We start from the raw sequence: 23,836 nt of genomic DNA, 5'->3' as shown, positions 1-23,836 counted from the left end.
GATAAAATGGTCAATGAGATGACGTGCCAAACTATAAAATCTATTACAGGAAATCATCATTATTTAAACGCCTTTAATGCGACATTTAATAACTAAATTGGTATTATTTCTAATTCTCAACATTTTTAATATATTTTTGAATCGGTTTATCAATAAAAAACAACACAACCCTACCCTCGAAATAAAAGCGTTTAGATTTAAAAAATAAATAATGCCGACCAAAAACTATAACAAAAAAAATCGTCTAAAAATAAATTTTAGGCGATTTTACTTTATAGTGAAAACAAAGTGAATAGCAAACACATTTTATAAGCCGCTATTTAATTCAACTTTAATTGTTATTGTTGCCTACTAAATCAAATATAGCTTCAATAGTTTCTTTATTGTCTACACCCAACCCTTCTTGTTGGTGCATCAATTCACCACCAGAATTAAACACACTTATAATATTTGAATGCGAAAAATCAATGGGTGAAATTTCCTTATATTTTACGGATAACACATTTGCTAATTCTCTCACACCACTTTCCGTGCCTTGTAAAAACGTCCACTGCTCACCATCCATAAAATTCTCTTTTGCAAAAGCCTTAAGGCGTGTAGGCGTATCTGTTTCTGGGTCGATACTTATCAACACAAAGCGAAGGGCGTTAATACTTTTTTCAGGAATTTTAGCTTCAATATTTCGCATATCGGCCACTAACCTTGGGCAAGCCGCTTTACAAGAGGTATAAATCATGACGACAACTAAGGGTTTTCCTTTTAAATCTTTAAGTTGAATCGCCTCTCCTTCTTCAGTGTTCCATGTGGATGTTAAATTAAAAATAGATTCATCGGAAATAAAAGCTGCTTCAGTCGGTTTAAAAGGTTTAGTAATAGCTTCTAAATCCATTTTACAAACAGCGCAACTTCCTGGCTCATAATACACCTTTTCACCCTCACATTGCATTGGACATTGATAGACTTTTACTCGATCTGTTTCAGCTTTTTTATCAAAGTTACAATTGAATAATGTGAATACGGCCATCAGGGCAGTCAAAATATATTTTAGAAATTTCATAAGTTTACGGTTTTATCAATATCTCTTACACAACGAAAGCCTAGGTTTTTCATGGAGTATTTTGCTTTTAAACTCCCCCGGGTAGCATATCGCATAAAAGCAGCATAGTTCATTAAATCGGTCGCATTCACTGCGGCACTCCCACAGAAGAGGTCACTGTCCTTATCAACATCTTTACGTGACTCACCTGTTATTAACACAGAATTAAAATCCAGTGTCCATTCCCAAACCAAGCCATGAAGATCATAGACACCCCATACATTTTTTGGAAATCCTCCAATTTCATTCTCGTTCGACCGAGGTGCTTCGTACCAAGCCAATATCTGTTGATTATAAGAGGCTTTTACACGGGCGTCTTTAGTCGTTTCATCTGCCATTGCAACATACTCCCATTCATCTACCGTAGGCAATCGCTTACCTTGGCATTCACAATAATCTTTTGCTGCAAACCACGACACATAGGTTACAGGACTATTAGGATTTTCAGAATCTTTAAGCTCTAAGTCGTTTTTCCAATTAGATAAATAACTCCCATCTGCAAATAATTTAATGGCTTTAGATTTTTGCCATTTAGGATTTTTCTTTACAAAGTCCCTGTATTCCGTATTGGTAACCGGATACATATCCATTTCAAAATCTTTAACTGCTACAACCGTCGAGTCACGTCCATAAAGAGGCAGGTACCGACTCCCTTTAATATAAACCATACCTTCAGACTGTGCAAAAAGCATCGTTTGAAATATAAAACACACTAATAATAATCCGAAGGCCTGGTTTTTCATACGCTTAATTATTTTTTATTTTTTACTTTCTCTACCATTTCTTTGGTCACTTTTGCACCAGAATTCCCCCAGCTATTATACACGTAGGTTAAGACATTTGCTATTTCATCTGAAGATAACATTTGGCTAGTCATGATACTATTATATTTCTCGCCATTTACTGTAATCTCGCCTGTTAAACCATGTAACACAATATCAATAGATCTATTAACATCTGCATTTAAATAATCTGATTTTGCTAAAGGAGGAAACGCATTTGGAATACCTTGCCCTTCTGCTTGGTGACACGCCACACAAGTTTGCATGTACGCTTGTTTTCCAAATTCCATTTGTTCTTCAAATGATTTCGCAGGAACTTCTGAAGCTACAATCTCATCTGTTGTTGGCATAGACTGAATACCTGGACCTTCTGGCAAATAAATATCATCTCTAATTTCTCCAGAATATATTTTCTTATCTTCTTCCCCTTCTACTTTAAGCATTCCTAATGCCCCTTTGTTAAAAGCTCTAAATATAGAATGGTCTACTAAAATAAAAGTTCCAGGCACATCTACACGAAACTCGATCATAGCGGCACCACCAGCAGGAATTAAAGTCGTTTGCACATTTTCATTAATTAAATCCCCCCCCTCTACATGTACTCTATCAAATATCTCACCAATAACATGAAAAGAAGACACCAACCCGGGGCCCCCATTACCTACATAAAGCCTAACGGTTTCACCAACTTTAGCGGTTAGTGCATTATCACCGGTTAACGCCCCTACTTTACCATTAAACACCACATAATCTGCTTTTTCATCTACAGCTTTTTGCATGTCAAAAGGTTGTAAACCACGTTCACCGTTTGCTCCTTTTGTATAGAAGTCTCCTTGCATTACGTAATACTCTCTATCTACAAGTGGCAAACCACCTTCTGGCTCTACTAAAATTAAGCCGTACATTCCATTGGCAATATGCATCCCTACAGGTGCTGTAGCGCAATGGTAGACATATAGGCCAGGGTTTAAGGTTTTAAATGAAAACACTTTTGAGTGACCCGGTGCAACAAACGAAGATTCTGCACCACCACCAGGGCCTGTAACGGCATGCAAGTCTATATTATGAGGCAACTTATTATTAGGATGATTTTGTAAATGAAACTCCACTTCATCTCCAACACGTGTTCTAATAAAACTTCCTGGAACGGTTCCCCCAAAAGTCCAATACATGTATCTTACTCCATTGGTCATTTCACCTTCTTTTTCAAGAATTTCCATTTTTACAATCAGTTTTTTAGCCTTTCTTCGCCCTACAGGAGTAGGCACATGTGGAGGCGCCGTTAACTCTGCAATCATCTCCTTGCTTACAGGAATTTCTGCTGAATTAGTGGGGGCGTTCTTTTTATCGCCAACACAAGCGCTAAAAACCAACATTGAAAAAACCATACTACCGAAGATCATTTTTATTCGATTCCGTTTTAATAATTTGTGCTCTGTTTTCATAAAGTTTTAATTTGGTGATTAATTAGGACTATTTTGTCCTTTATAGGATTCAAAAATAATTTTTATCATGACTCTAAAACATGACTTTTGTCATTTAATGTATTTATCCTGCACTTTATTCATAAAGCCATTAATATTTTTTTTAGTATCTTCAAACCAATTAAAATGAAAGAGTTCTACACTATTAACTTAGCTAATACAAATAATCATACAGAGTACAACCAGACCATTACGTCTGTGATTTACATCCATATCTCAAGTAGTTAAGAGTACTCAGCAGTTCTTTAGCTGAATTTATGAAGCCTTAAAACAAAGCCATTTTAGACTTCTTTATCAAATAGTATGGTGAAAAAAAGGGGCGAACTTTACGAATCTATAAATTTCAAAGCATATAGGAGAATTTTAGTTAAAATATTTATAAAAAAGAAAAGAATATGTGTAAAACCTTCTCCTAAATAGTCCTAGAACCCTTGTTTCAATGTCAGAAGAGACTTTAAGTAGTCCTTTTTTCGGTTCTATTGTTTGTTAACAAGTTGGGTTTTTATTAATAATAAAAGTTGTATTTTTACCACTCAAAAAACCAAATCACTAATGGGCAAAATTATTGCAATAGCTAATCAAAAAGGAGGAGTTGGAAAAACAACTACCTCTATTAACTTGGCAGCTTCACTAGGTGTTCTAGAGAAAAAAATATTACTTATCGATGCGGATCCGCAAGCAAATGCATCGTCGGGATTAGGCATAGATATAGATGCCGTAACGATAGGAACCTACCAACTTCTGGAACATTCCTGCTCTGCGAGAGAAGCTATTATTAAAACGGAAACTCCTAATTTAGATATCATTCCAGCTCATATCGACTTGGTCGCCATCGAAATAGAATTGGTAGATAAAGATGGTAGAGAGTATATGCTAAAAAAAAGCTTGGCAGATATTAAAGATGACTACGATTTTATTTTAATTGATTGCGCTCCTTCCTTAGGCCTATTAACTCTAAACGCCTTAACAGCTGCAGATGCTGTAATTATCCCCATCCAATGTGAATATTTCGCTCTAGAAGGTTTAGGAAAGTTACTAAACACCATAAAAAGCGTTCAAAAAATACACAATCCAGAACTTGACATCGAAGGGTTGCTTCTTACCATGTACGATTCGCGCTTAAGGCTATCAAACCAAGTGGTTGAAGAAGTACAAAAGCACTTTAATAATATGGTATTTCAAACCATCATCCAACGTAATGTACGTTTAAGTGAAGCTCCAAGTTACGGAGAAAGCATAATTAATTATGATGCGGATAGTAAAGGAGCAACGAATTACTTAAGTTTGGCAAAAGAAATCATCAACAAAAACGCTTAATGTATGGCTAAAGCAACCAAAAAACAAGCTTTAGGTAGAGGTTTATCGGCACTTTTAAAAGATCCTAGCAACGACATCCAATCTGTAAGCGACAAGAATGCAGATAAAGTTATCGGTAATATTATTGAACTTGACTTGAATTTTATTGAAGTCAATCCTTTTCAACCCCGAACCAATTTTAATGAAGAGACTTTACAGGAATTAGCGTCTTCTATTAAAGAGTTAGGCGTTATCCAACCTATTACAGTTCGAAAGTTAGGCTTCGAGAGTTATCAATTGGTTTCTGGAGAACGTCGTTATAGAGCCTCTAAACTTATTGGTTTAACAACTGTTCCTGCATACGTAAGGATTGCAAACGATCAAGAGTCGCTCGAAATGGCATTGGTAGAAAACATCCAACGTCAAGACCTAGACCCTATTGAAATTGCATTGTCTTATCAACGATTGATAGATGAAATCAATTTAACACAGGAACAAATGAGCGAGCGTGTTGGTAAAAAGCGTTCTACGATTTCCAACTATTTGCGTTTATTAAAGTTAGACCCCATTATCCAAACCGGTATGCGTGATGGATTTATTTCCATGGGACACGGTCGTGCTATTATCAATATTGATGATCAAAACGTTCAGTTGGATATTTATGAAAAAATCCTGACCAATAAACTTTCTGTTAGAGATACTGAAGCATTAGTAAGAGATTATAATAGTGTCGAAGACACGACAACTAAAACGAAAGCAACAGCAAAACAAGACCCCACGTTTCCGGAACATATCGCAAAAGGAATAAAAGAATTTTCTGAATATTTTGGACATAAAATAGACGTTAAGGTTTCTAAAAACGGAAAAGGAAAAATCACTATACCTTTTCATTCTGAAGAAGACTTTAACCGTCTTAAAAAATTAGTTGAACGTGCCAAATAAGCTTTTAATACTAGGGATACTCAGCTTCTTTTATTGTTTTTTATTGCCTGCTCAAGATAAAAACGATGAAAACGCTATAGAGGCACCTTCTATTATAGAAACCGACACAATTACAAACCCAAATAGCTCGGTAGATATTGATGCCTTGGCTCCTGCACGGGCCGCATTTTATTCTGCTATTTTACCGGGTTTAGGACAAGCTTATAATAAAAAATACTGGAAAATCCCGATTGTTTACGCTGCCCTAGGTACGGGCGTCTACTTTTTTGTAACCAATCAAAAAGAATACAACAGATACCGCGATGCTTATAAAAGCAGATTGGCAGGCTTTAAAAATGATGAGTTTTATTTTGATGTTGAGGGGAATATACTAGAAACTCCTAGAATTACCACTAAAAACCTAGAACGTGCCCAGGAAGTCTTTAGAAAAAATAAAGACCTTTCCCTGCTCATTTCTGTAGGTATATATGCCTTAAACATTATAGATGCCAATGTAGATGCGCATTTACTACAATATAATGTAGACGAAAACTTATCACTGGCACCGCACTATAAATTCAATGAAATAGATGCGACCAGCAACCTTGGATTAACTTTAAATTTTAAATTTTAATATGAACATTGCATTACTAGGATACGGAAAAATGGGAAAAGCGATTGAACAAATTGCACTAAAACGTGGGCATACTATTGTTATAAAAGCAGATATAGATTCTGTTTATAACATTAAAGATGCCGATGTCGCTATTGATTTCAGTATTCCTTCTGTAGCTTTTAGCAACATATCAACGTGTTTAAATAACGGGGTTCCCGTAGTATCTGGAACCACTGGCTGGCTTCAAGATTATGATAAAGCCGTAGCCCTTTGCCATGAAAAAAAAGGTGGCTTTATTTCGGCATCAAACTTTAGCTTAGGGGTCAACATCTTTTTTGAACTGAATAAAAATTTGGCTAAAATGATGAGCACGCTAAAACAATATCATGTTGATTTAGAGGAAATCCATCATACTCAAAAACTAGACGCTCCTAGTGGCACTGCTATTTCATTAGCCAATGGTATTATAGAAAACCATCCAGATTATGATAAGTGGATATTAGATTCTAAAGCAGATAACGCCGTTCCCATAGTGGCTAAACGTATAGAAAACGTACCTGGCACACACACCGTTAGGTATGAAAGTGATATCGATTTCATTGAAATGAAGCACCACGCCCATAACCGGGAAGGCTTTGCTCTAGGTGCTGTTATTGCGGCAGAATGGCTTGTTGGAAAAACAGGAGTTTTTACTATGAACGACGTTTTGAATATCGGTTAAATTATCAGAAAAGAATAAAAAGCATTCACTTGCTAATTAATAATTTAAAATTACGCTCATGACATTAACGCAATGGTTTATATTTTTCATGGTTATCCAAATAGTCCATGGATTAGGGACTTGGAAACTATATATAAAAGCAGGAAGAAAAGCTTGGGAGGCATTTGTTCCCGTTTATAATGCTGTTGTTTTGATGAAAATCATAAACAGACCGTGGTGGTGGGTTATTTTAATGTTCTTGCCCATTGTAAATATTATCATGTTAATGGTGGTTTGGGTAGAAACCGCAAGAAGTTTTGGTAAAAATCAATACTTAGATACTTTTTTAGCTATTGCAACTCTCGGTTTCTACAACTATTACTTAAACTATGTTGCAGATGTAACGTATATTCCACAAAGAAGCTTACATCCCAAATCAAGTTCAGGGGAATGGGTAAGCTCTATTTTATTTGCTATTGTAGCGGCAACCATCGTGCACACCTATTTTATTCAGCCCTATACCATACCGAGTTCCTCACTTGAAAAATCTTTATTAGTGGGCGATTTTCTTTTTGTAAGCAAGTTTCACTATGGTGCCAGAGTCCCAATGACAACCGTAGCGGCACCAATGGTTCACGATACCATTCCAGTACTTAACAAAAAATCATATTTATTTAATGATGATTTTTCTAAACGACATACGGCATGGCAAAACAAATTGCAACTGCCCTATTTACGACTGCCAAGTTTTGAAAAAATAGAGAGAAACGAAATAGTCGTCTTTAATCAACCAGCAGATACGTTGTTGGATATGAACAACTTTCGTCCAAACAGAAATTACTACAAACCTATTGATAAAAAAACCAATTTAGTAAAACGCTGTGTTGGAGCACCAGGCGATTCTTTAGAAATCCGAGAAGGGTATATTTATATTAATGGTAAAAAGAATGTATTACCAGACCGAGCACAATTACAATTTTCTTACATGGTAGAAACCAAGGGTGCCGCATTCAATACATCGCAATTAGCGAACAGATATGATATCACCGACTTTCCTCAATATAATCAAGATTTAACGGTAAGCTATTTTCCCGCTATAAGTGATGAGGCTCTGGCGCTGTTTAAGAACCACCCCAATGTGGCCAGTATTACCAAAAACATCCAAGAAAAAGGTGTTAGAGATGCCAGCTTATTTCCTCAAGATCCTGATTATAATTGGAACAATGATTTTTTTGGTCCGCTTTACATTCCCCAAGCTGGAAAAACCATTGATATCAATTTAAAAGTGCTTCCGCTGTACAAACGTGTTATTTCTGAATACGAAGGCAATACGGTTACAGTAAGCGGCAACCAGATTTTAATTAATGGCGAAGTAGCGACCCAATATACCTTTAAGCAAGATTACTATTGGATGATGGGTGATAATCGCCACAATTCCTTAGATGCTCGTGCCTGGGGTTTTGTACCCTTCGACCATGTTGTTGGCAAACCTGTATTTGTTTGGATGAGTTGGAATACACACGGACAGGGCTTCGATAAAATACGCTGGAATAGGCTATTTACCACTGTAAATGGCACAGGAGAACCCGTTTCCTTCTTCATTCCGTTTTTAGTGGTATTATTTGGCTGGATGGGCTATAACAAATGGCGAAAGAGAAAAAAAACGACTTAATCTGTTTTTTATATATGGGTGCCTCTAATGATTTTAAAAATTAGAGGCCTGTATTGAAGTTGAAACATATTAAGATAAAAGCTGCTTTCTTAAAAAAATGTGCCTTTTAAATCTAAAATTGATTCTAATTAAAAACACCTTAATACGAAGCGATTCTTTTTTGTATGTTTTAATTTTGCTGTAATAAAAAAACAAATAGATACCTATCTAAATGAACGCTGTTTTCCATCCCACATATTTCCCTAATATCGCTCATTTTGTCGCAATGCTACAGACGAAGCATGTGGTATTTGAAATCCATGACAACTTCTTAAAACAAACCTATAGAACCCGAACTCATATTTACGCTGCCAATGGTAAGCTTTTATTAAATATTCCTGTAATCCATTCACAAAAAAACCGCCAACAGTACAAGGATGTGAAGGTCTCTAAAGATTATAAATGGCAAGATTTACATTGGAAATCATTGCTTTCTGCCTACAGGACATCCCCTTTTTTCGAATATTATGAAGATGAACTCTATCCCGTTTTCAACACAAAAACAGAATTTATCCTAGATTTTAATCTAAAATGTTTTGAAGTAATTTGCGATTGCCTACAGTTGGAAGTAAATACACGTGAAACAAAACACTACCAATCTTCTTATGAAAACAATTTAGATTTTAGATATTTAGTAAATGCAAAAAAAGAATACTTTAAGCCTTTTGATACTTATACACAAGTGTTTGATGATAAACACGGCTTTATAAACAACCTCAGCGTCTTGGACTTACTATTTAATGAAGGACCAAATACTTTAAACTACCTAGAATCTCAAAAACTAAATCCCATATAATGCTACAAACCTTTGCTCATTATGGTTGCCATATCTTACTACCTTTGTTCGTGGCAGTGGCTTGGTATAAATCCCACTGGAAAACAGCTTTTTTAATTCTATTTTCGGGCATGTGGATTGATTTAGACCATTTACTTGCGCAACCTATTTTCGACCCAAACCGTTGCAGCATTAATTTCCATCCGCTTCACTCCTATTATGCCATGGTGGTTTATGTTCTCTTATTAATTCCTAAAAAAACACGATTAATCGCACTTGGTTTGGTAATCCATATTGTTGCAGACCTCGTAGATTGTTCTTTTATGTAAGCTTAAACAAAAATCGTGTTTTAAACTCATAACAGTAAGAACTAAAACAGGGATTGCAATTCCATATCATTCTTCCTTTAACGCCAATGTGGCCATAATGGGAAAATGATCGGAATTAAACACATTATATGTTTTAAAGCCATTCACCTCAAAAGCCTGGTCCACAAACATAAAATCAATTCTAACAGGGAAGAATTTAAAATCATAAGTGCGCCCAAAGCCATTCCCTGCCTCTTGAAAAGCGTCATTTAAATCGCCCTTAATTGTTCTATATACATACGAAAAGGCCGAATTATTAAAATCACCACAAATAATCATCTTATAAGTACTTTGCTTTTTGTGTATTAAAAACAATTCGGTTTGTAGTTGTTGCATCTCAAACGTTTTTTCAATACGTTTAAAAAGCCGTTCAGATTCTTCTTTGTTCAAGTTTTCAATCCTTGGATCGATGCGTAAAGATTCAAAATGAATATTATAAACCCGTATGGTATCCTTTTTTTTAACAATATCTGCAAAAATGGCATTGTTTGATGTGTTAGGAAACTCTATAGATCCTGAATTTACTATCGGAAATTTCGAAAAAATAGCCTGTCCGTTTTTTATTTTTTTTCCTGCTAACTTTTCAAATTTATATTTAAAAGAAGATAAATCGATATTACTATTGGGGTGATATTCTTGGATAGCCAACACATCGGGTGATTCTGTTTTAATAAAATCGATTATTTTAGTTTCAACACTTTTCTCAGGGATCCAATCATAGAGATTAAAGAGCCTAACATTATAATTCATCACTTTAAAGTTTTCGGGATGCTTTATGTTTTTAGAAGCAGAGAATTTATAAAGCGATCCAAAAGAGACATAACCAATGGTAACAACGACCAGTGATAAGATTAACTGTCTTTTTAACTTTAAAAGCCAATATAGAAAAAAAAGAACATTAACTAAGGTTAAAAAAGGAACACCTAAACTTAACACAGAAAGTAAAGAGAAGGTTTTAGGAGGTAAAAAAGGAAGGATGAACGATAATAATAAAACAGTAGCCGCTATGGCATTAAAGACATAAATAATCTTATCAAAAAAATGCAGGTTTCTCATACTCAACTTAAACATTTTTAAAAGAAGGAAGCAGCAGGTTAATGCTTACAACTGTCTTTTTAAGTTATTTCCCAGCCCTAAACAAAAACTCTTTCTCTTCTGAAGTTAGGCTATCGTAACCACTCTTACTGATTTTATCTAAAATAACATCAATTTTTTTCTGATGATTAAACTGGTTAAATTCACCTTTAGCAAAACCACCAACTTTAGATTTGTTTTTATGGACTGTTTTTAATGGTCCCTTTTTTGAAGATTTAAACATATTGAGAAACGCATCCATAAAACGCTCAAATCCTTTACCAATATCTTGCCCTTTCAAATACTGCCTTGCGTAGAAATACCCCAAAGCAGCACCGCCCAAATGCGCCAGATTGCCACCAGCATTAATCCCAAAAAGTCCAATAACATCCAGAAAAACAATAGCAACGCCAATATACCAAAGTTTTAATTTGAACGTAAAAAATTGCACCTCTTGATTTGGCAAATACGCACAAATAAAAATCAATAACGCCCTTACAGAAGCAGAGGCTCCCACAAGTTGTGTTTTACCAAACACATTTGGAAAAAGGCTATATACGAGCATATAAAGCAGCCCACCACAAATAGCTCCTAAAAAATAAACATTTAATGCTAATTTTGCACTAAAGAGGTTTAAGAACATTTTAGCTATAAAGTACAACCAAAGCATATTAAAAAGAATGTGCAAAAAATCGTAATGCACAAAAGCATACGTGATAATTGCCCAAGGCTTTACGATAAACGCCATAAAATCGCTTGGCAGCTCCAACACATGTAAGCTACCGTTCATGATAACTTTTAGAAGTAAGCCTAAAAAGAAAACAACAGCATTAATAGCTATAAGTTTTTCTAAAACGTTAAGCCTGCTCAGCTTATCTTTTATATCTTGATTTAAAGTCATTAATCCCATCGATTACGATTAAACTGTGTTTTTTTCCAATACCACATAATAATAAAACCAGTTAAGGCACCACCTACGTGCGCCATATATGCTGTATTACTCGGACTGAAAAAAGATTGTCCCGTTACTCCTGAAATTAAATCGAGAATGATAATTCCTGGGATAAAATATTTTGCCTTTATTGGAATTGGTAAAAAAATCATCATTAACTCCGCATTGGGATTTATCATACCAAATGCTACTAATATACCCATAATACAGCCAGAGGCCCCAACCATAGATGCATAATATATTTGATTAAACTCTTGACCAATAGCGGTAAACACTTTTCCATCTCTAAACACCTCCACAATCTGTTCGGGCGTAGCACCTAAGCTTAAGGCTTGGGCTTCCATAGGCAAGTACTTAAAATAATAGTACCCCACCTGCAAGGCCACTGCCCCTAATCCAGCAGAAAAATACACAAACAGGAATTTTTTACTTCCTAAGTTTTGTTCCACAGCAGTTCCAAACATCCACAGAGCAAACATATTGAACAGCAGGTGCATAAACCCACCATGCATAAACATATGTGTAACAATTTGCCAAAATTCAAACGCATCGTTCTTTGGAAAATGCATTGCAAAAAGATCATAAAACAAGGTACCATTACCAATGGCCAATGTTCCCACAAACATAATAACGTTTATAATTATTAAATGTTTTACGGTATCGGTAATTCTCATCATATCCTATATAAATTTTTTATCCAGTTCGTCTACGCTCATCGTAATAAACGTTTTTCTATTTGTGGGCGACACATTGGGTTCTTTACAGGCAAATAGTCTATTTACCAAATGCTCTTGTTCATCTTTTTTTAAGGTCTGCCCCGTTTTAATCGCCAAACTTTTTGCCATAGATTTTGCCAATAAATCTGTAGCACTAAAATGGCTATCTGGCACTTCATTTTCAACATCACTAATCAATTGCTCCAGAATAATGGATACTTCACTTTCCGGAACGCTTACGGGTACGCCTATAATCTCAACAGATGCTTCTGAAATGTTTGAAAAAACAAATCCAGTACGCTGTAAATCTGTTTTTAACTGCTCTATAAGCACTAACTCCTGTGGTGTAAAATGCAATTGCAATGGAAATAACAACTGCTGGCTTGCCCCCTCTTTAATGGTCATATTCTGCAAAAACTCTTCATATAGAATACGCTGGTGCGCACGGTGCTGATCCATAACCAACATACCCGATTTTATAGCACTTACTATATATTTACTATGAATTTGATGGGTGGTCTGCACCTTGTCCATTTCGTTCTCATCATCAAACAGAGATGAGCTGCTTTCTTCACTTTCAAAATACATTTCACTAAAATCCTCTGGAGAATCATTCCCTTTAGACTCCAACCCTACGTACAAACCATCCCAATGGCTAGTGGCTTGGGTCTGTCTCTTAAAAGAGGTGGTTTGTTTACCCAATCCGGCATCACCTTCCTTAAAGGGATTAAAACTCCTATCCACTTCTATTTTTGGGATACTGGCCCCATTATCTTTATAACTATAAGGCGTATCTAGAGTAGCATCACGATCAAAATCCAATACTGGTGCAATATTAAATTGGCCCAAACTGTGCTTTACTGCCGATCGCAATAAGGCATACAAGGTGTGCTCATCATCAAATTTAATTTCTGTTTTTGTAGGGTGGATATTAATATCGATGGTTTGCGGGTTAACCGTGAGATTTAAAAAATAACTAGGGTGTGTCCCATTTTTCAATAAGCCATCAAAGGCCGAAGATATAGCGTGGTTTAAATATGCACTTTTAATAAACCTGTCGTTTACAAAAAAATATTGTTCACCTCGTGTTTTTTTAGCAAACTCTGGTTTTCCTACAAAACCCGAGATTTTAAGTACTTCCGTATCTTCATCTACAGGAACTAATTTTTCATTGGTTTTTGTTCCAAATATGTTTACAATGCGCTGTCTGTAATTACTAGAAGGTAAGTTAAAAACATCGCTTCCATTATTAAATAAATTAAAGGAAATATTAGGATGTGCCAATGCTACCCGATGAAATTCATCAATAATATGGCGTAGTTCTACGGTATTGGATTTTAAAAAATTCCGACGGGCAGGAATATTAAAAAAAAGATTTTTTACGGCAATGGAAGTTCCTTTAGGTGTTACGATAACCTCTTGCGAAACGATTGTACTGCCTTCTATTTCAATACAAGTGCCTACTTCTTCATGGTCTTGTTTTGTTTTAAGTTCCACATGGGCAATAGCGGCAATACTTGCTAGTGCCTCACCACGAAACCCTTTTGTGTGGAGTTGGAACAAATCGTCTGCACTTCGAATTTTGGATGTGGCATGACGCTCAAAACTTAAACGGGCATCGGTAACACTCATCCCTTTCCCATCGTCTATTACATGTACTAGCGTTTTTCCAGCATCTTTAATAATAAGTTTTATAGTTGAGGCACCTGCGTCTATAGCATTTTCCATTAACTCTTTAACTACCGAGGCTGGACGTTGTACAACTTCTCCAGCAGCGATTTGGTTTGCTACATGGTCTGGTAATAGTTGTATAATGTCTGTCATAAATTACTTTGAAAAGAAAATAGATAAATCAAATTCAATGATAAAAAGGAATATCAAAACTAGAATGGCAATGATAATCAAAATACGTTTATTGGCTTCTTTATCTGGATTGTTTTTAAAATCGTCCCAAGCATGGTTAATTTTTGTTTTAAGCCCCTTATTCGATCCAACAGTAGTTCTAAACTCATCAAATTTATGTTTGATTTCATAAGGATTTCCTTGTCCTTTATCATCAAAATGACGCGGGCTATAGCTGAATTTTTTATTTTTTCGAGTTTTAAAAAGTCCCATGATGTCTTTGTTTTGAATTACTTGAATCTATTTTCTAACAGAAACATACAAATCAATAATAATACCAAAATAAATATAAGCAACCCTACAGAAAACCCTTTTTTACGCTTTCTTTTCCCCATACTACTATGGTTGCTCCATTTTGATATGAAACCATGAGCATTAGAAGAACTTTCGTCTTTCGATTCTGCTTGTTTTCCTTTAGAAAGTCTAGAGGGGTATTGAAACGTTTTATTTTGGCGTTGTTTAAACAACATTTGCGAATTACTTAAGGTCAAAAATACTCAAAAATAGGGAGATTCGGGGTTGCTAAAAGCCAAAAATTGTTAACAAAACCTTTAAGATAACCAAATCCAAAAAAAAATTCCAAAGACCAATATATAAAATTGGATTTTGGAATTTAAAAACGGATAAAAGCAGTTTTAACTATTTTTTCGTAAATCTGCCATTTTAATAGCCGCTACCGCAGCCTCTATACCTTTATTACCATGTTTACCACCAGAGCGATCTATAGATTGCTGCATGGTATTATCTGTAAGTACACAAAATATAACGGGTGTATCTTTTAAAATATTAAGATCCTTAATACCTTGTGTTACACCTTCACAAACAAAATCAAAATGCTTAGTTTCACCTTGTATCACACAGCCTATAGCAATAACCGCATCTACATTTTGGTCTTGCATTTTTTTAGAACCATATATCAACTCAAAGCTTCCTGGAACATACCACGTTGTAATGTTTTCGGGTAAAACCCCATTTTCGATCAAGGTGTCGTATGCGCCTTGTTGCAAACCATCTGTAATGGAATCGTTCCATTCTGAAACAACAATCCCAAACCGAAAATCTTTCGCGCTTGGGATTGCTGTTTTATCGTAATCTGATAAATTTCTATTTATTGTTGCCATTTTTTCTATTTATCTGCTAGCACCTGGGCTTTACCAATAAACACCTCCACAGTTGCAGCCTCGGTAGCATTTGGATACTCTTCTTTTATTTTTTTAAAATAAGATAATGCCTTATCTGCTTTACCCAACTCTAAAGCTGTAGCGCCCGCTTTATAGAGATACATAGGCGTTGTATATTCATTATTACGCATTTTGGCTGCTTTTTCGTAATACTCCAAAGCGTCTTCTGGCTGGTTTAATTGCACAAAAGCATCACCAATATTTCCTGTTGCTAAAGGCGCCAATATTTCATCGTCACTTTTAAAATCATTTAAATACGTTACGGCATTTTTATAATCCTTTAATCTTAAGTAAGCTGTACCAGCATAATATGTAGCCATATTGGCTGCAGGTGTACCACTATATTCCTCAATAATATCTAACATCCCAAATTTTCCTTCACCTCCGTTAAGAGCCAAATTGTACAAGGAGTCTTTTTCCACACCATTTACTGCTTCATCAAAATATTTTTGAGCTTGGAACATATCGTTCATAGCTTCCATTTGTTTTGGTTTTGCTATAAATTCCTTATAACCCAAATACCCTAAAACCACTACTGCTACTACACCAATGATGATAAAAATATACTTTTGGTTTTTTTCAACAAAAAGTTCTGTTTTAGACGCTGTTTCATCAAGAGTATTGAAAACCTCTGCGGTAGTAGAACCTTCCTCGATATTTTGCTCTTTCTCTACTTTAGTTTTTGGTTTAGAACCACGCTTATTATAAGTTGCCATAATTTTTGTGTTAATGCGCCGCAAAAATATAATATTCTTCTTAACTAAGCGCCTATTATTTGATAATTTTCAATAATTTGCACTTCCTTTTCAAGAGCGTGTGCTCCTATTGCCCTTTAAGTTGTTTTTCTATGATTTTAAAAGCCCTTTCGTTACTCAATTATAAGAATTTTGATAGTAAATCATTTATTTTCAATGAAAAAATAAATTGCATCGTCGGTAATAATGGTATCGGGAAAACCAATGTACTGGATGCGATTTATCATCTTTCTTTTGGAAAAAGCTATTTTAATCCCATAGCCTCACAAAATATAAAGCACGATGAGGACTTTTTTGTAGTAAATGGCGACTATATTAAAGACAACAATCCCGAAAAACTTGTTATTAGTTTAAAACGCGGACAGAAAAAAGTAATTAAACGAAACGGGAAGGCCTATGAGAGATTTAGTGAACATATCGGTTTATTGCCTTTGGTTATTATTTCGCCTGCAGATCGCGACTTGATTATCGAAGGTAGCGATACACGGCGTAAGTTTATAGATACCGTAATTTCGCAAAGCGATAAGAGTTATTTAGAACACCTAATACGCTATAACAAAATACTGGCCCAACGTAATGCCCTTTTAAAGTATTTCGCATTAAACCATACCTTTAATAAAGATACTTTAGACGTTTACAATGATCAACTAACCGATTATGGCACTAAAATATTCGAGAAACGGGATGCTTTTTTAAAAACCTTTATCCCTATTTTTAAATCCCGATATAAAACCATAAGTAATGGTAAAGATGCTGTGGAATTAGCTTACGAAAGTCAATTATTTGAAAACACATTAGACCAATTATTAAAAAACAGTATAAATAAAGATAAAGCCTTACAATATACCAGTGTGGGCATCCATAAAGATGATTTACATTTTAATATCGATACCCATCCCATCAAAAAATTTGGAAGTCAGGGCCAACAAAAATCTTTTTTAATCGCTTTAAAATTGGCTCAATTTGACTTTATAAAAACTCAAAGCCATGTTAACCCCATTTTATTGCTAGATGATATTTTTGATAAGTTGGATGAACAACGTGTTTCCCAAATCATTAAATTGGTAGACGATGAAAATTTTGGACAAATATTTATTAGTGACACCCATGCAGACCGTACTGAAAATGCCGTTAAACAAGTGCATCAATCTTATGAAATCTTTAAGCTGTAAAATATCATTCCCATAAAATCTGTAAGGCCGTTCTCAAAAACACTAACTTGCAATAAAGCGAAAACTAGCGTTATTACTAAGAAAATATACTAGCTTCTTTTTTTCTAGTGAATTGTAAATAAATTGAAATTTTCACTATAACGCTATGTTTATAAATCGATATTTCAATATTAATCTTTAGCTATACCGAAGAAAACAATTAAATTCAGTACTTAAAACATATTATGGCAAAACGCAACAACGAACACATTAGCATTAGCGACGCACTTAAAGAATTTGTAGAAACCAATAGACTGGAAAAAGGTTTAGACAAAATAAACGTAGAAGATGCTTGGGGTAAATTAATGGGCAATGGTGTTAATAATTACACTACGGCAGTAAAGTTGGAAGGGGAAACCCTGTATATTCAATTAAGTTCCAGTGTGCTTCGAGAAGAATTAACCTATGGAAAACAAAAGATTATCGACATGTTAAACGAAGAATTAGGCAAACAAATTATTAAAAAACTGGTGCTGCGTTAATTACAACTTAAAAAATATTATATTTTTTCAATAAAAACCGAAAAGCGATCATTATTTTATTACCTTTGTCGCTTAATTATTATAATAAACATACAATGAGTAAAGGTACAGTAAAATTTTTCAACGACTCTAAAGGTTTTGGATTCATCGTTGAAGATGACAACAACAAAGAACATTTCGTACACATTTCAGGACTTATCGATGAAATTCGTGAAGGTGATGCTGTTGAATTCGATCTACAAGAAGGTAGAAAAGGATTAAACGCCGTAAACGTAAAAGTAATCTAAGATATATACTTTAACAATTACAAAGTTAAAGCCTATCAAATCAATTTGATAGGCTTTTTTTATTTTTAATAATTAACTAAAAGTTATGCTTATAAACTAAAAAACACTTAGATTTGTTATGCATCACGTATTTGATGTAAGCTAAAATTAATTTAATATTTATAAGTATGAGTAAAGGAACAGTAAAGTTCTTCAATGATGCCAAAGGTTTTGGATTCATTGTTGAAGAAGGCTCCAACAAAGAACATTTTGTTCACATTTCTGGATTGATTGACGAAGTTCGTGAAGGCGATAACGTTGAATTTGACTTACAAGAAGGCAAAAAAGGACTGAATGCGGTAAACGTAAAAGTAATCTAAGTTTTATACTTTAACAATTACAAGATTAAAGCCTATCAAATTAATTTGATAGGCTTCTTAATTTGAGCTACATTCTAAAATAAACCATAATATGAGCTTGCGATAATATTTGACACACTTCTAAACAAATTCAAATTTCGTGGACATGTCCTGTAGATTCTGCGCGGATTTTATCGACATCCATTTCCTAGCTTTATTATGAGTAAAGTTTACATGATGTGATCGAATAGCTTTTAGTTCTAACTTATTAATTTGATTCTCGACTGCAAAAACCTTTAAAGTTTTACACGCGAATCGCTACACGAATGTTCTAATGCGGTTTTATTAGAAAACCAATGCCATTTAATGCCAGACTGACTATTTTAATTTACACTATTTTTATCGCTAAATACGGTGTAGACTTTCTGCCCAAAATGCCGATTAAGGCCCCTTGATTATTAATTATGTCTCAACTTTTAACATGTACAGCTTGGTTGCTCACTACGTATTAGTACGCTTTAACTTTCCGAATTAAAAACGCACCATCATAAGCTGTAATTCATTAAATATCAATCCTTAAAAATCTAGTGGATGTAGGTTGATGTTTTATGATATCTACTAAATACTGGCTTTCTCTTTCATCATAAACCATCTTTCATTTCATTTAAAACTTGTAAAAGCCTCCATTTTACATTATAAAAATTCAAGCTAACACAAACCCATTTCAATTTTTATATTCACTTGAAACAAACCCCAAGCGACGAAATTAATTACAAATAATGTAGGTTTAATACTATGCCTGTTGAATTTTTTAAGTAATTTTAAAGAATATATTTAAAACAATTATTTATTTCATCCACTCATTATGAAACAAACAAAAAATAATCAGAGAAAACCTTATTTCTATTTCAAATTTACTAAAAACTTATTTTTAGTTTTAGCGCTCTTAATGTTCACTACGTCCTATGCACAATCTATTGTTCAGGAGCATGGAAGGTTACGGGTTCAGGGCAACAAAGTAGTTAACAAAAACAATCTATCTATAAGTCTTGCCGGAAACGTATTGTTCTGGAGCAATTATAGTGAAGGTGCAAAGTTCTACAATGCACAGACCGTAAGCCATTTGGCAACAGATTGGAAAACGGATATAATAAGAGCCTCTATGGGTGTAGAAAATTATGGGGGCTACTTATCTAATCCAACACAAGAAAAAAACAAAGTTAAAGCTGTGGTTGATGCAGCAATTGCAGCCGGTATTTATGTTATTATAGATTTTCATTCCCATAATGCCGAGCAGTACCAATCGCAAGCCATTACCTTTTTTTCAGAAATGGCAGATTTGTATGGTAGCTATGACAATATTATCTATGAAGTTTATAACGAACCCATAAACACGTCTTGGCCAGTAATAAAATCTTATGCGGAAGCAGTTATAGATGCAATTCGATTAAAAGACCCAGACAACTTAATTGTTGTAGGAACTCGCTTTTATTCTCAGGAAGTAGAAGAGGCTTCAAATGACCCTATAAATAAACCTAACATTGCATACACCCTTCATTTTTATGCAGGCACACATAAGCAGTCCTTAAGGAATAAAGCAAGTGCAGCAATGAATAATGGCATTGCTTTATTTGTAACGGAATGGGGAGCTGTTGAAGCTTCTGGTGATGGTAATGCCGATATTGCCGAAACAAACATTTGGATGGATTTTTTACGTTCTAATGGGATAAGTCATGCTAATTGGTCTATAAGTGACAAAGCTGAAGGCGCCTCTGTTGTGGCAGCTAATACGGGCGTTACGGGGTTAATTAATAATAATTTAACAGCTACGGGTACATTTGTCAAAGATATTATTAAAAACTGGAACGACAACAGCGACGGTGGCGGAAACCCACAAACACCGTTTAAAAACTTCAGTATTCCAGGAGTTATTGAAGCAGAAGATTATGACAATGGAGGACAAGGTGTTGCATATAATGATGCTGACGCTACTAATAACGGCGGACAATATAGAAATGATGGCGTTGATATTCAAAGCACAACAGACGCTGGAGGTGGCTATAATATCGGCTGGACTCAAAATGGGGAATGGTTAGAGTACACCATAGGCGCCACTTCATCTGGGTATTATAACATTAATTTTAGAGTGGCCAGTAATTCTGCTTCTACTAAATCTATAGGAGTTTCTTTAAACCAATCTAATTTGGGAACGGTAAGTATTCCAAATACCAATGGATGGCAAAACTGGCAGACGGTAACCCTTAACAATGTTGCTATTTCGGGAGGAAACAATAAGGTTTTGCGTATCACCATTAATGGCGGTAATATTAATTTGAACAAGATAACCTTTACAACTGCCACTGCCAATGGCAGTGGCGAAAGCTGTTCCTTTGGTGCACCTTTAGAAAATGTATTGCCAGCTTTTGATGGCATAGAGTTTAACCATACACATGTATTGGGAACCAGTGGTCCGAACCTGTCCAATATCTCTAAACTCACCATCAACTGGTCGTCTCAACATAATGGTTTGTACGTTTTTGCAATGAATACCAATAATGGCAATCCTTCTTATTATATCGATTTAAAACCTTTAAGTACTGCGCAATTCAATACGCCACAACCAGAAGTTACAATATCAGGTTCGGGAATTACTGGACTGGACGGCGATTATTGGGTCACTAAAGATGGTGCCAATTTTGTAATGGTATCTAAAACTGGAAATTTTTCTATTTATTTTAGTAATAGTGCTACTGCACCTAGCTGCACTTCTAGTAAAAAAGCAGTTTTAACGGCTTCATTTCCAAAAGAAAACAATGAAGTTAAGCTGTTTCCTAATCCTGCCAAAAACAGTATTACTATTGATTTAGCCCAAAAGCCTTCAAAAAACACAGAAATTGAATTTTACAATAGTCTTGGCAGAAAAATTAAAACAGTAGTACTGAACAATAAACAAACTCAATTAGATATAAGCGAGTTTATTACCGGTATTTATTATGCCAAAGTAACCAGTAATGGAGAAACCAAAACTTTTAAATTAGTAAAACAATAAGGAGTGCAAATACCAGGCACGGCAATGCATTTCTCAATTTAATATTCCTTAATAGAATAAAATTTATTAAGGAATATTAAATTCAAGATGAACAACGTTATATTATGAACACGTATAAGCTTGTGATTGTAGCAAGTTATCAACTTTTTTTAGTTAGACCACAACTGTTCTGGAAGATTTTATTTCATAGCAGGTTTTTAACATACCATTCATTGAATATGTTCGAGACCCCATATTATGGTTTTTGAACCGTTTGAAAATACTTGAATTAGTGTTTTAAGTAGAACGAGTTTATTATTCGGATCAGTATGTCATAGTCAGTTTTGTTTACCTTGCCTGTTACCCGCACTGAAGATGCTCTAGATTGCTGAAGAAGTGAACGTTTCTATCAGATATCCTATTCCTGCTCCAACAAATTACTTGATATTTTTGAAAGCACCTATGTAAATACCAAAAACGGAAAAGCAATCCAAAGACCATGCTATAGCTTCCAAAAGGTTAAAGTATTTCAAAATCAATTTAATAGGTTTTTTTTATTTTCAATTTTTACACGAAACTCTTACCTACAAACCAAAAAAATACTTAAATTTGTTGCGCACCACGATTTGGTGTAACTAAAATTAATTTAATATTTATTAAGTATGAGTAAAGGAACAGTAAAATTCTTCAATGATGCCAAAGGTTTTGGATTCATTGTTGAAGAAGGCTCCAACAAAGAACATTTTGTTCACATTTCTGGATTGATCGACGAAGTTCGTGAAGGCGATATCGTTGAATTTGACTTACAAGAAGGCAAAAAAGGACTGAATGCGGTAAATGTAAAAGTTGTTTAATTTACATCTTTTAGCATTTTAAACAAAATAGGCTGTCTTTTAAGACAGCTTTTTTTATGCCCTAAATTCACTTAAAACAAATTAGGGGATTAGAACATTAAATTACCCCCTACTGCTTCAAATCAATAAAAAAAGCCCTATTGTCATAGGGCTTTTTATAATGTTGTTTTATAATTATTATCCTTTAATAATTTTTTCTTGATGATTAATGGATTCTTGATGAATAGCTTTGAACATTTTCAAAATAAATTCTTCACTTAAACCGCGCTGCTCACCTTCCCATACCATTTTACCTAAAATTTCATTCCAACGCTTAGATTGTAAAACAGATACATTCTTTTGTTTTTTAAGCAATCCGATGCCATCGGCCGATTTCATTCGTTTCCCTAAAAGCTCAATGATTTGATTGTCTATCACATCAATTTGAGTTCTTAGGTTATTCAATGTTCTATTATACTCCTCTTCAGTATCAGATTCTTTTCTAATTTTCAAATCCTTCATGATTTCTATCAAACTAGATGGGGTTACCTGTTGTGCAGCATCACTCCAAGCATTTTCTGGATCGTAATGGGTTTCAATCATCAAGCCATCGAAATTCAAATCTAACGCAGTTTGCGACACATCGAAAATCATATCTCTATTCCCTGTAATATGAGATGGGTCATTAATTAAAGGAATGTCTGGAAATCTATTTTGAAATTCAATAGCCAATTGCCACTCTGGAATATTACGGTATTTTGTTTTTTCATAAGTTGAAAACCCTCTATGGATAGCTCCTATGTTTTTTACACCTGATTTATAAATCCGCTCAATACCTCCTAACCATAGGGATAAATCTGGGTTTACTGGGTTTTTAACTAACACGGGTTTATCGGTACCTTCTAAAGCATCTGCAATTTCTTGCATGATAAAAGGACTAACTGTAGAACGTGCACCAATCCATAACATATCAACATCATGCTCTAAAGCTAATTTTACATGTGCTGCATTTGCAACTTCCGTACAAATTTTCATTCCGGTCTCTTCCTTAACCTTTTGCAACCATTTTAAACCTAGAGCTCCAACCCCTTCAAACATACCTGGTCGTGTTCTTGGTTTCCAAATACCTGCTCTAAAATAACTAACATCTGTGCCTTTTAGCTCGTGCGCTATTTTTAAAACTTGCTCTTCTGTTTCTGCACTGCAAGGACCTGCAATAACCAATGGATGACTTAAGTTTAAATCATCTAACCAAGTTCTCATTTCTTTCTTGTTTTCCATAATTTTAATAAAATTTCATCCCGATAATTATCGGGACCAAATTCCAA

Annotated in this window: 25 protein-coding genes; 13 read left to right on the top strand and 12 right to left on the bottom strand. The window is 34.7% G+C overall.

The genetic code is table 11. The features are described 5' to 3' along the window. Positions 1-331 precede the first annotated feature (331 nt). The 3 genes from ACFFU9_RS10255 to nirK are packed head-to-tail and all read right to left on the bottom strand — an operon-like array spanning position 332 to position 3,254. A complete protein-coding gene (locus tag ACFFU9_RS10255) occupies positions 332-1,057 on the bottom strand; it encodes an SCO family protein (RefSeq protein WP_379861340.1) in 726 nt (241 codons plus the stop codon). Next, positions 1,054-1,839: a formylglycine-generating enzyme family protein gene (locus ACFFU9_RS10250; protein WP_379861339.1), complete on the bottom strand. Its 786-nt coding sequence runs from the start codon at positions 1,837-1,839 to the stop codon at positions 1,054-1,056. The genes ACFFU9_RS10255 and ACFFU9_RS10250 overlap by 4 nt, the downstream gene beginning before the upstream one ends. An 8-nt stretch (positions 1,840-1,847) precedes the next feature. Then, positions 1,848-3,254 (bottom strand): copper-containing nitrite reductase, encoded by a 1,407-nt coding sequence (nirK, locus tag ACFFU9_RS10245; protein ID WP_379861343.1) that lies wholly within the window; start codon positions 3,252-3,254, stop codon positions 1,848-1,850. A gap of 660 nt (positions 3,255-3,914) precedes the next feature. Here nirK and ACFFU9_RS10240 point away from each other — a divergent pair. The 7 genes from ACFFU9_RS10240 to ACFFU9_RS10210 all read left to right on the top strand — a co-directional run bounded on the left by ACFFU9_RS10240 (position 3,915) and on the right by ACFFU9_RS10210 (position 9,710). Then, positions 3,915-4,679: a ParA family protein gene (locus ACFFU9_RS10240; protein WP_379861338.1), complete on the top strand. Its 765-nt coding sequence runs from the start codon at positions 3,915-3,917 to the stop codon at positions 4,677-4,679. A gap of 3 nt (positions 4,680-4,682) precedes the next feature. Beyond that, the gene (locus ACFFU9_RS10235; RefSeq protein WP_379861337.1) at positions 4,683-5,600 is read left to right on the top strand and encodes a ParB/RepB/Spo0J family partition protein; all 918 of its coding nucleotides are present in this window, start codon (positions 4,683-4,685) and stop codon (positions 5,598-5,600) included. Next, positions 5,590-6,213 carry a DUF5683 domain-containing protein gene (locus ACFFU9_RS10230; RefSeq protein ID WP_379861336.1) on the top strand — a complete coding sequence of 208 codons (624 nt, stop codon included), beginning with the start codon at positions 5,590-5,592 and terminating at the stop codon, positions 6,211-6,213. Before ACFFU9_RS10235 ends, ACFFU9_RS10230 begins: the two co-directional genes overlap by 11 nt. Position 6,214: 1 nt before the next feature. Continuing rightward, complete coding sequence (dapB, locus tag ACFFU9_RS10225) at positions 6,215-6,916, top strand: 4-hydroxy-tetrahydrodipicolinate reductase (protein WP_379861335.1); 702 nt, start codon at positions 6,215-6,217, stop codon at positions 6,914-6,916. Between the two features lie 58 nt (positions 6,917-6,974). Then, positions 6,975-8,567, top strand: coding sequence for a signal peptidase I (gene lepB, locus ACFFU9_RS10220; RefSeq protein ID WP_379861333.1), 1,593 nt, complete (start codon positions 6,975-6,977; stop codon positions 8,565-8,567). Between the two features lie 211 nt (positions 8,568-8,778). After that, entirely contained in the window at positions 8,779-9,402 is a 624-nt protein-coding gene (locus tag ACFFU9_RS10215; RefSeq protein WP_379861332.1) for a WbqC family protein, read from the top strand. Continuing rightward, a complete protein-coding gene (locus ACFFU9_RS10210) occupies positions 9,402-9,710 on the top strand; it encodes a DUF6122 family protein (protein WP_379861331.1) in 309 nt (102 codons plus the stop codon). Before ACFFU9_RS10215 ends, ACFFU9_RS10210 begins: the two co-directional genes overlap by 1 nt. A 66-nt stretch (positions 9,711-9,776) precedes the next feature. Here the strand turns inward: ACFFU9_RS10210 and ACFFU9_RS10205 are convergent, their stop codons facing one another. From ACFFU9_RS10205 to ACFFU9_RS10170, 8 genes are all read right to left on the bottom strand, one after another. Further along, positions 9,777-10,805: an endonuclease/exonuclease/phosphatase family protein gene (locus tag ACFFU9_RS10205; protein WP_379861330.1), complete on the bottom strand. Its 1,029-nt coding sequence runs from the start codon at positions 10,803-10,805 to the stop codon at positions 9,777-9,779. Positions 10,806-10,869: 64 nt separating this feature from the next. Then, positions 10,870-11,733 (bottom strand): rhomboid family intramembrane serine protease, encoded by an 864-nt coding sequence (locus ACFFU9_RS10200; RefSeq protein ID WP_379861329.1) that lies wholly within the window; start codon positions 11,731-11,733, stop codon positions 10,870-10,872. Next, the gene (locus tag ACFFU9_RS10195; protein WP_379861328.1) at positions 11,724-12,452 is read right to left on the bottom strand and encodes a rhomboid family intramembrane serine protease; all 729 of its coding nucleotides are present in this window, start codon (positions 12,450-12,452) and stop codon (positions 11,724-11,726) included. The genes ACFFU9_RS10200 and ACFFU9_RS10195 overlap by 10 nt, the downstream gene beginning before the upstream one ends. A 3-nt stretch (positions 12,453-12,455) precedes the next feature. Then, positions 12,456-14,315 carry a DNA mismatch repair endonuclease MutL gene (gene mutL / locus ACFFU9_RS10190; protein WP_379861327.1) on the bottom strand — a complete coding sequence of 620 codons (1,860 nt, stop codon included), beginning with the start codon at positions 14,313-14,315 and terminating at the stop codon, positions 12,456-12,458. A gap of 3 nt (positions 14,316-14,318) precedes the next feature. Continuing rightward, the gene (locus tag ACFFU9_RS10185) at positions 14,319-14,606 is read right to left on the bottom strand and encodes a riboflavin synthase subunit beta (RefSeq protein WP_379861326.1); all 288 of its coding nucleotides are present in this window, start codon (positions 14,604-14,606) and stop codon (positions 14,319-14,321) included. Positions 14,607-14,623: 17 nt separating this feature from the next. Further along, positions 14,624-14,863 (bottom strand): hypothetical protein, encoded by a 240-nt coding sequence (locus ACFFU9_RS10180; protein WP_379861325.1) that lies wholly within the window; start codon positions 14,861-14,863, stop codon positions 14,624-14,626. Between the two features lie 165 nt (positions 14,864-15,028). Next, positions 15,029-15,514, bottom strand: coding sequence for a 6,7-dimethyl-8-ribityllumazine synthase (gene ribH / locus ACFFU9_RS10175; protein ID WP_379861324.1), 486 nt, complete (start codon positions 15,512-15,514; stop codon positions 15,029-15,031). A 5-nt stretch (positions 15,515-15,519) separates the two neighbouring features. Next, a complete protein-coding gene (locus tag ACFFU9_RS10170; protein WP_379861323.1) occupies positions 15,520-16,290 on the bottom strand; it encodes a tetratricopeptide repeat protein in 771 nt (256 codons plus the stop codon). A gap of 131 nt (positions 16,291-16,421) precedes the next feature. On the opposite strand from ACFFU9_RS10170, the gene recF reads away from it, so the two are divergent. The 6 genes from recF (at position 16,422) to ACFFU9_RS10140 (ending at position 22,529) form a co-directional block, all read left to right on the top strand. Continuing rightward, positions 16,422-17,501, top strand: coding sequence for a DNA replication/repair protein RecF (gene recF / locus ACFFU9_RS10165; protein ID WP_379861322.1), 1,080 nt, complete (start codon positions 16,422-16,424; stop codon positions 17,499-17,501). Between the two features lie 224 nt (positions 17,502-17,725). Beyond that, positions 17,726-18,022 carry a DciA family protein gene (locus ACFFU9_RS10160; RefSeq protein WP_379861321.1) on the top strand — a complete coding sequence of 99 codons (297 nt, stop codon included), beginning with the start codon at positions 17,726-17,728 and terminating at the stop codon, positions 18,020-18,022. 95 nt (positions 18,023-18,117) lie between these two features. Next, entirely contained in the window at positions 18,118-18,309 is a 192-nt protein-coding gene (locus tag ACFFU9_RS10155) for a cold-shock protein (protein WP_042242688.1), read from the top strand. Between the two features lie 167 nt (positions 18,310-18,476). Beyond that, positions 18,477-18,668: a cold-shock protein gene (locus ACFFU9_RS10150; protein WP_379861320.1), complete on the top strand. Its 192-nt coding sequence runs from the start codon at positions 18,477-18,479 to the stop codon at positions 18,666-18,668. 928 nt (positions 18,669-19,596) lie between these two features. Next, positions 19,597-21,696 (top strand): cellulase family glycosylhydrolase, encoded by a 2,100-nt coding sequence (locus ACFFU9_RS10145; RefSeq protein ID WP_379861319.1) that lies wholly within the window; start codon positions 19,597-19,599, stop codon positions 21,694-21,696. A gap of 641 nt (positions 21,697-22,337) precedes the next feature. After that, positions 22,338-22,529 (top strand): cold-shock protein, encoded by a 192-nt coding sequence (locus ACFFU9_RS10140; RefSeq protein WP_379861318.1) that lies wholly within the window; start codon positions 22,338-22,340, stop codon positions 22,527-22,529. A gap of 177 nt (positions 22,530-22,706) precedes the next feature. Here ACFFU9_RS10140 and ACFFU9_RS10135 read toward each other — a convergent pair whose 3' ends face one another. Next, complete coding sequence (locus ACFFU9_RS10135; protein WP_379861317.1) at positions 22,707-23,789, bottom strand: chorismate mutase; 1,083 nt, start codon at positions 23,787-23,789, stop codon at positions 22,707-22,709. Between the last annotated feature and the right edge of the window lie 47 nt (positions 23,790-23,836).

Source organism: Mariniflexile ostreae, from assembly GCF_042427585.1.
Taxonomy (GTDB): Bacteria; Bacteroidota; Bacteroidia; order Flavobacteriales; family Flavobacteriaceae; genus Pseudalgibacter; species Pseudalgibacter ostreae.
The sequence above is the reverse complement of the archived record's forward strand: the minus strand, read 5'-3'. Positions and strand labels throughout refer to the sequence as shown.

What these genes read in the sequence shown, in the direction of transcription:
- ACFFU9_RS10255 (WP_379861340.1), bottom strand. Translation starts at nt 1,057, where the DNA reads ATGAAATTTCTAAAATATATTTTGACTGCCCTGATGGCCGTATTCACA.
- ACFFU9_RS10250 (WP_379861339.1), bottom strand. Translation starts at nt 1,839, where the DNA reads ATGAAAAACCAGGCCTTCGGATTATTATTAGTGTGTTTTATATTTCAA.
- nirK (WP_379861343.1), bottom strand. Translation starts at nt 3,254, where the DNA reads ATGTTGGTTTTTAGCGCTTGTGTTGGCGATAAAAAGAACGCCCCCACT.
- ACFFU9_RS10240 (WP_379861338.1), top strand. Translation starts at nt 3,915, where the DNA reads ATGGGCAAAATTATTGCAATAGCTAATCAAAAAGGAGGAGTTGGAAAA.
- ACFFU9_RS10235 (WP_379861337.1), top strand. Translation starts at nt 4,683, where the DNA reads ATGGCTAAAGCAACCAAAAAACAAGCTTTAGGTAGAGGTTTATCGGCA.
- dapB (WP_379861335.1), top strand. Translation starts at nt 6,215, where the DNA reads ATGAACATTGCATTACTAGGATACGGAAAAATGGGAAAAGCGATTGAA.
- lepB (WP_379861333.1), top strand. Translation starts at nt 6,975, where the DNA reads ATGACATTAACGCAATGGTTTATATTTTTCATGGTTATCCAAATAGTC.
- ACFFU9_RS10215 (WP_379861332.1), top strand. Translation starts at nt 8,779, where the DNA reads ATGAACGCTGTTTTCCATCCCACATATTTCCCTAATATCGCTCATTTT.
- ACFFU9_RS10210 (WP_379861331.1), top strand. Translation starts at nt 9,402, where the DNA reads ATGCTACAAACCTTTGCTCATTATGGTTGCCATATCTTACTACCTTTG.
- ACFFU9_RS10205 (WP_379861330.1), bottom strand. Translation starts at nt 10,805, where the DNA reads ATGAGAAACCTGCATTTTTTTGATAAGATTATTTATGTCTTTAATGCC.
- ACFFU9_RS10200 (WP_379861329.1), bottom strand. Translation starts at nt 11,733, where the DNA reads ATGGGATTAATGACTTTAAATCAAGATATAAAAGATAAGCTGAGCAGG.
- ACFFU9_RS10195 (WP_379861328.1), bottom strand. Translation starts at nt 12,452, where the DNA reads ATGATGAGAATTACCGATACCGTAAAACATTTAATAATTATAAACGTT.
- mutL (WP_379861327.1), bottom strand. Translation starts at nt 14,315, where the DNA reads ATGACAGACATTATACAACTATTACCAGACCATGTAGCAAACCAAATC.
- ACFFU9_RS10185 (WP_379861326.1), bottom strand. Translation starts at nt 14,606, where the DNA reads ATGGGACTTTTTAAAACTCGAAAAAATAAAAAATTCAGCTATAGCCCG.
- ACFFU9_RS10180 (WP_379861325.1), bottom strand. Translation starts at nt 14,863, where the DNA reads ATGTTGTTTAAACAACGCCAAAATAAAACGTTTCAATACCCCTCTAGA.
- ribH (WP_379861324.1), bottom strand. Translation starts at nt 15,514, where the DNA reads ATGGCAACAATAAATAGAAATTTATCAGATTACGATAAAACAGCAATC.
- ACFFU9_RS10170 (WP_379861323.1), bottom strand. Translation starts at nt 16,290, where the DNA reads ATGGCAACTTATAATAAGCGTGGTTCTAAACCAAAAACTAAAGTAGAG.
- recF (WP_379861322.1), top strand. Translation starts at nt 16,422, where the DNA reads ATGATTTTAAAAGCCCTTTCGTTACTCAATTATAAGAATTTTGATAGT.
- ACFFU9_RS10160 (WP_379861321.1), top strand. Translation starts at nt 17,726, where the DNA reads ATGGCAAAACGCAACAACGAACACATTAGCATTAGCGACGCACTTAAA.
- ACFFU9_RS10155 (WP_042242688.1), top strand. Translation starts at nt 18,118, where the DNA reads ATGAGTAAAGGTACAGTAAAATTTTTCAACGACTCTAAAGGTTTTGGA.
- ACFFU9_RS10150 (WP_379861320.1), top strand. Translation starts at nt 18,477, where the DNA reads ATGAGTAAAGGAACAGTAAAGTTCTTCAATGATGCCAAAGGTTTTGGA.
- ACFFU9_RS10145 (WP_379861319.1), top strand. Translation starts at nt 19,597, where the DNA reads ATGTTCACTACGTCCTATGCACAATCTATTGTTCAGGAGCATGGAAGG.
- ACFFU9_RS10140 (WP_379861318.1), top strand. Translation starts at nt 22,338, where the DNA reads ATGAGTAAAGGAACAGTAAAATTCTTCAATGATGCCAAAGGTTTTGGA.
- ACFFU9_RS10135 (WP_379861317.1), bottom strand. Translation starts at nt 23,789, where the DNA reads ATGGAAAACAAGAAAGAAATGAGAACTTGGTTAGATGATTTAAACTTA.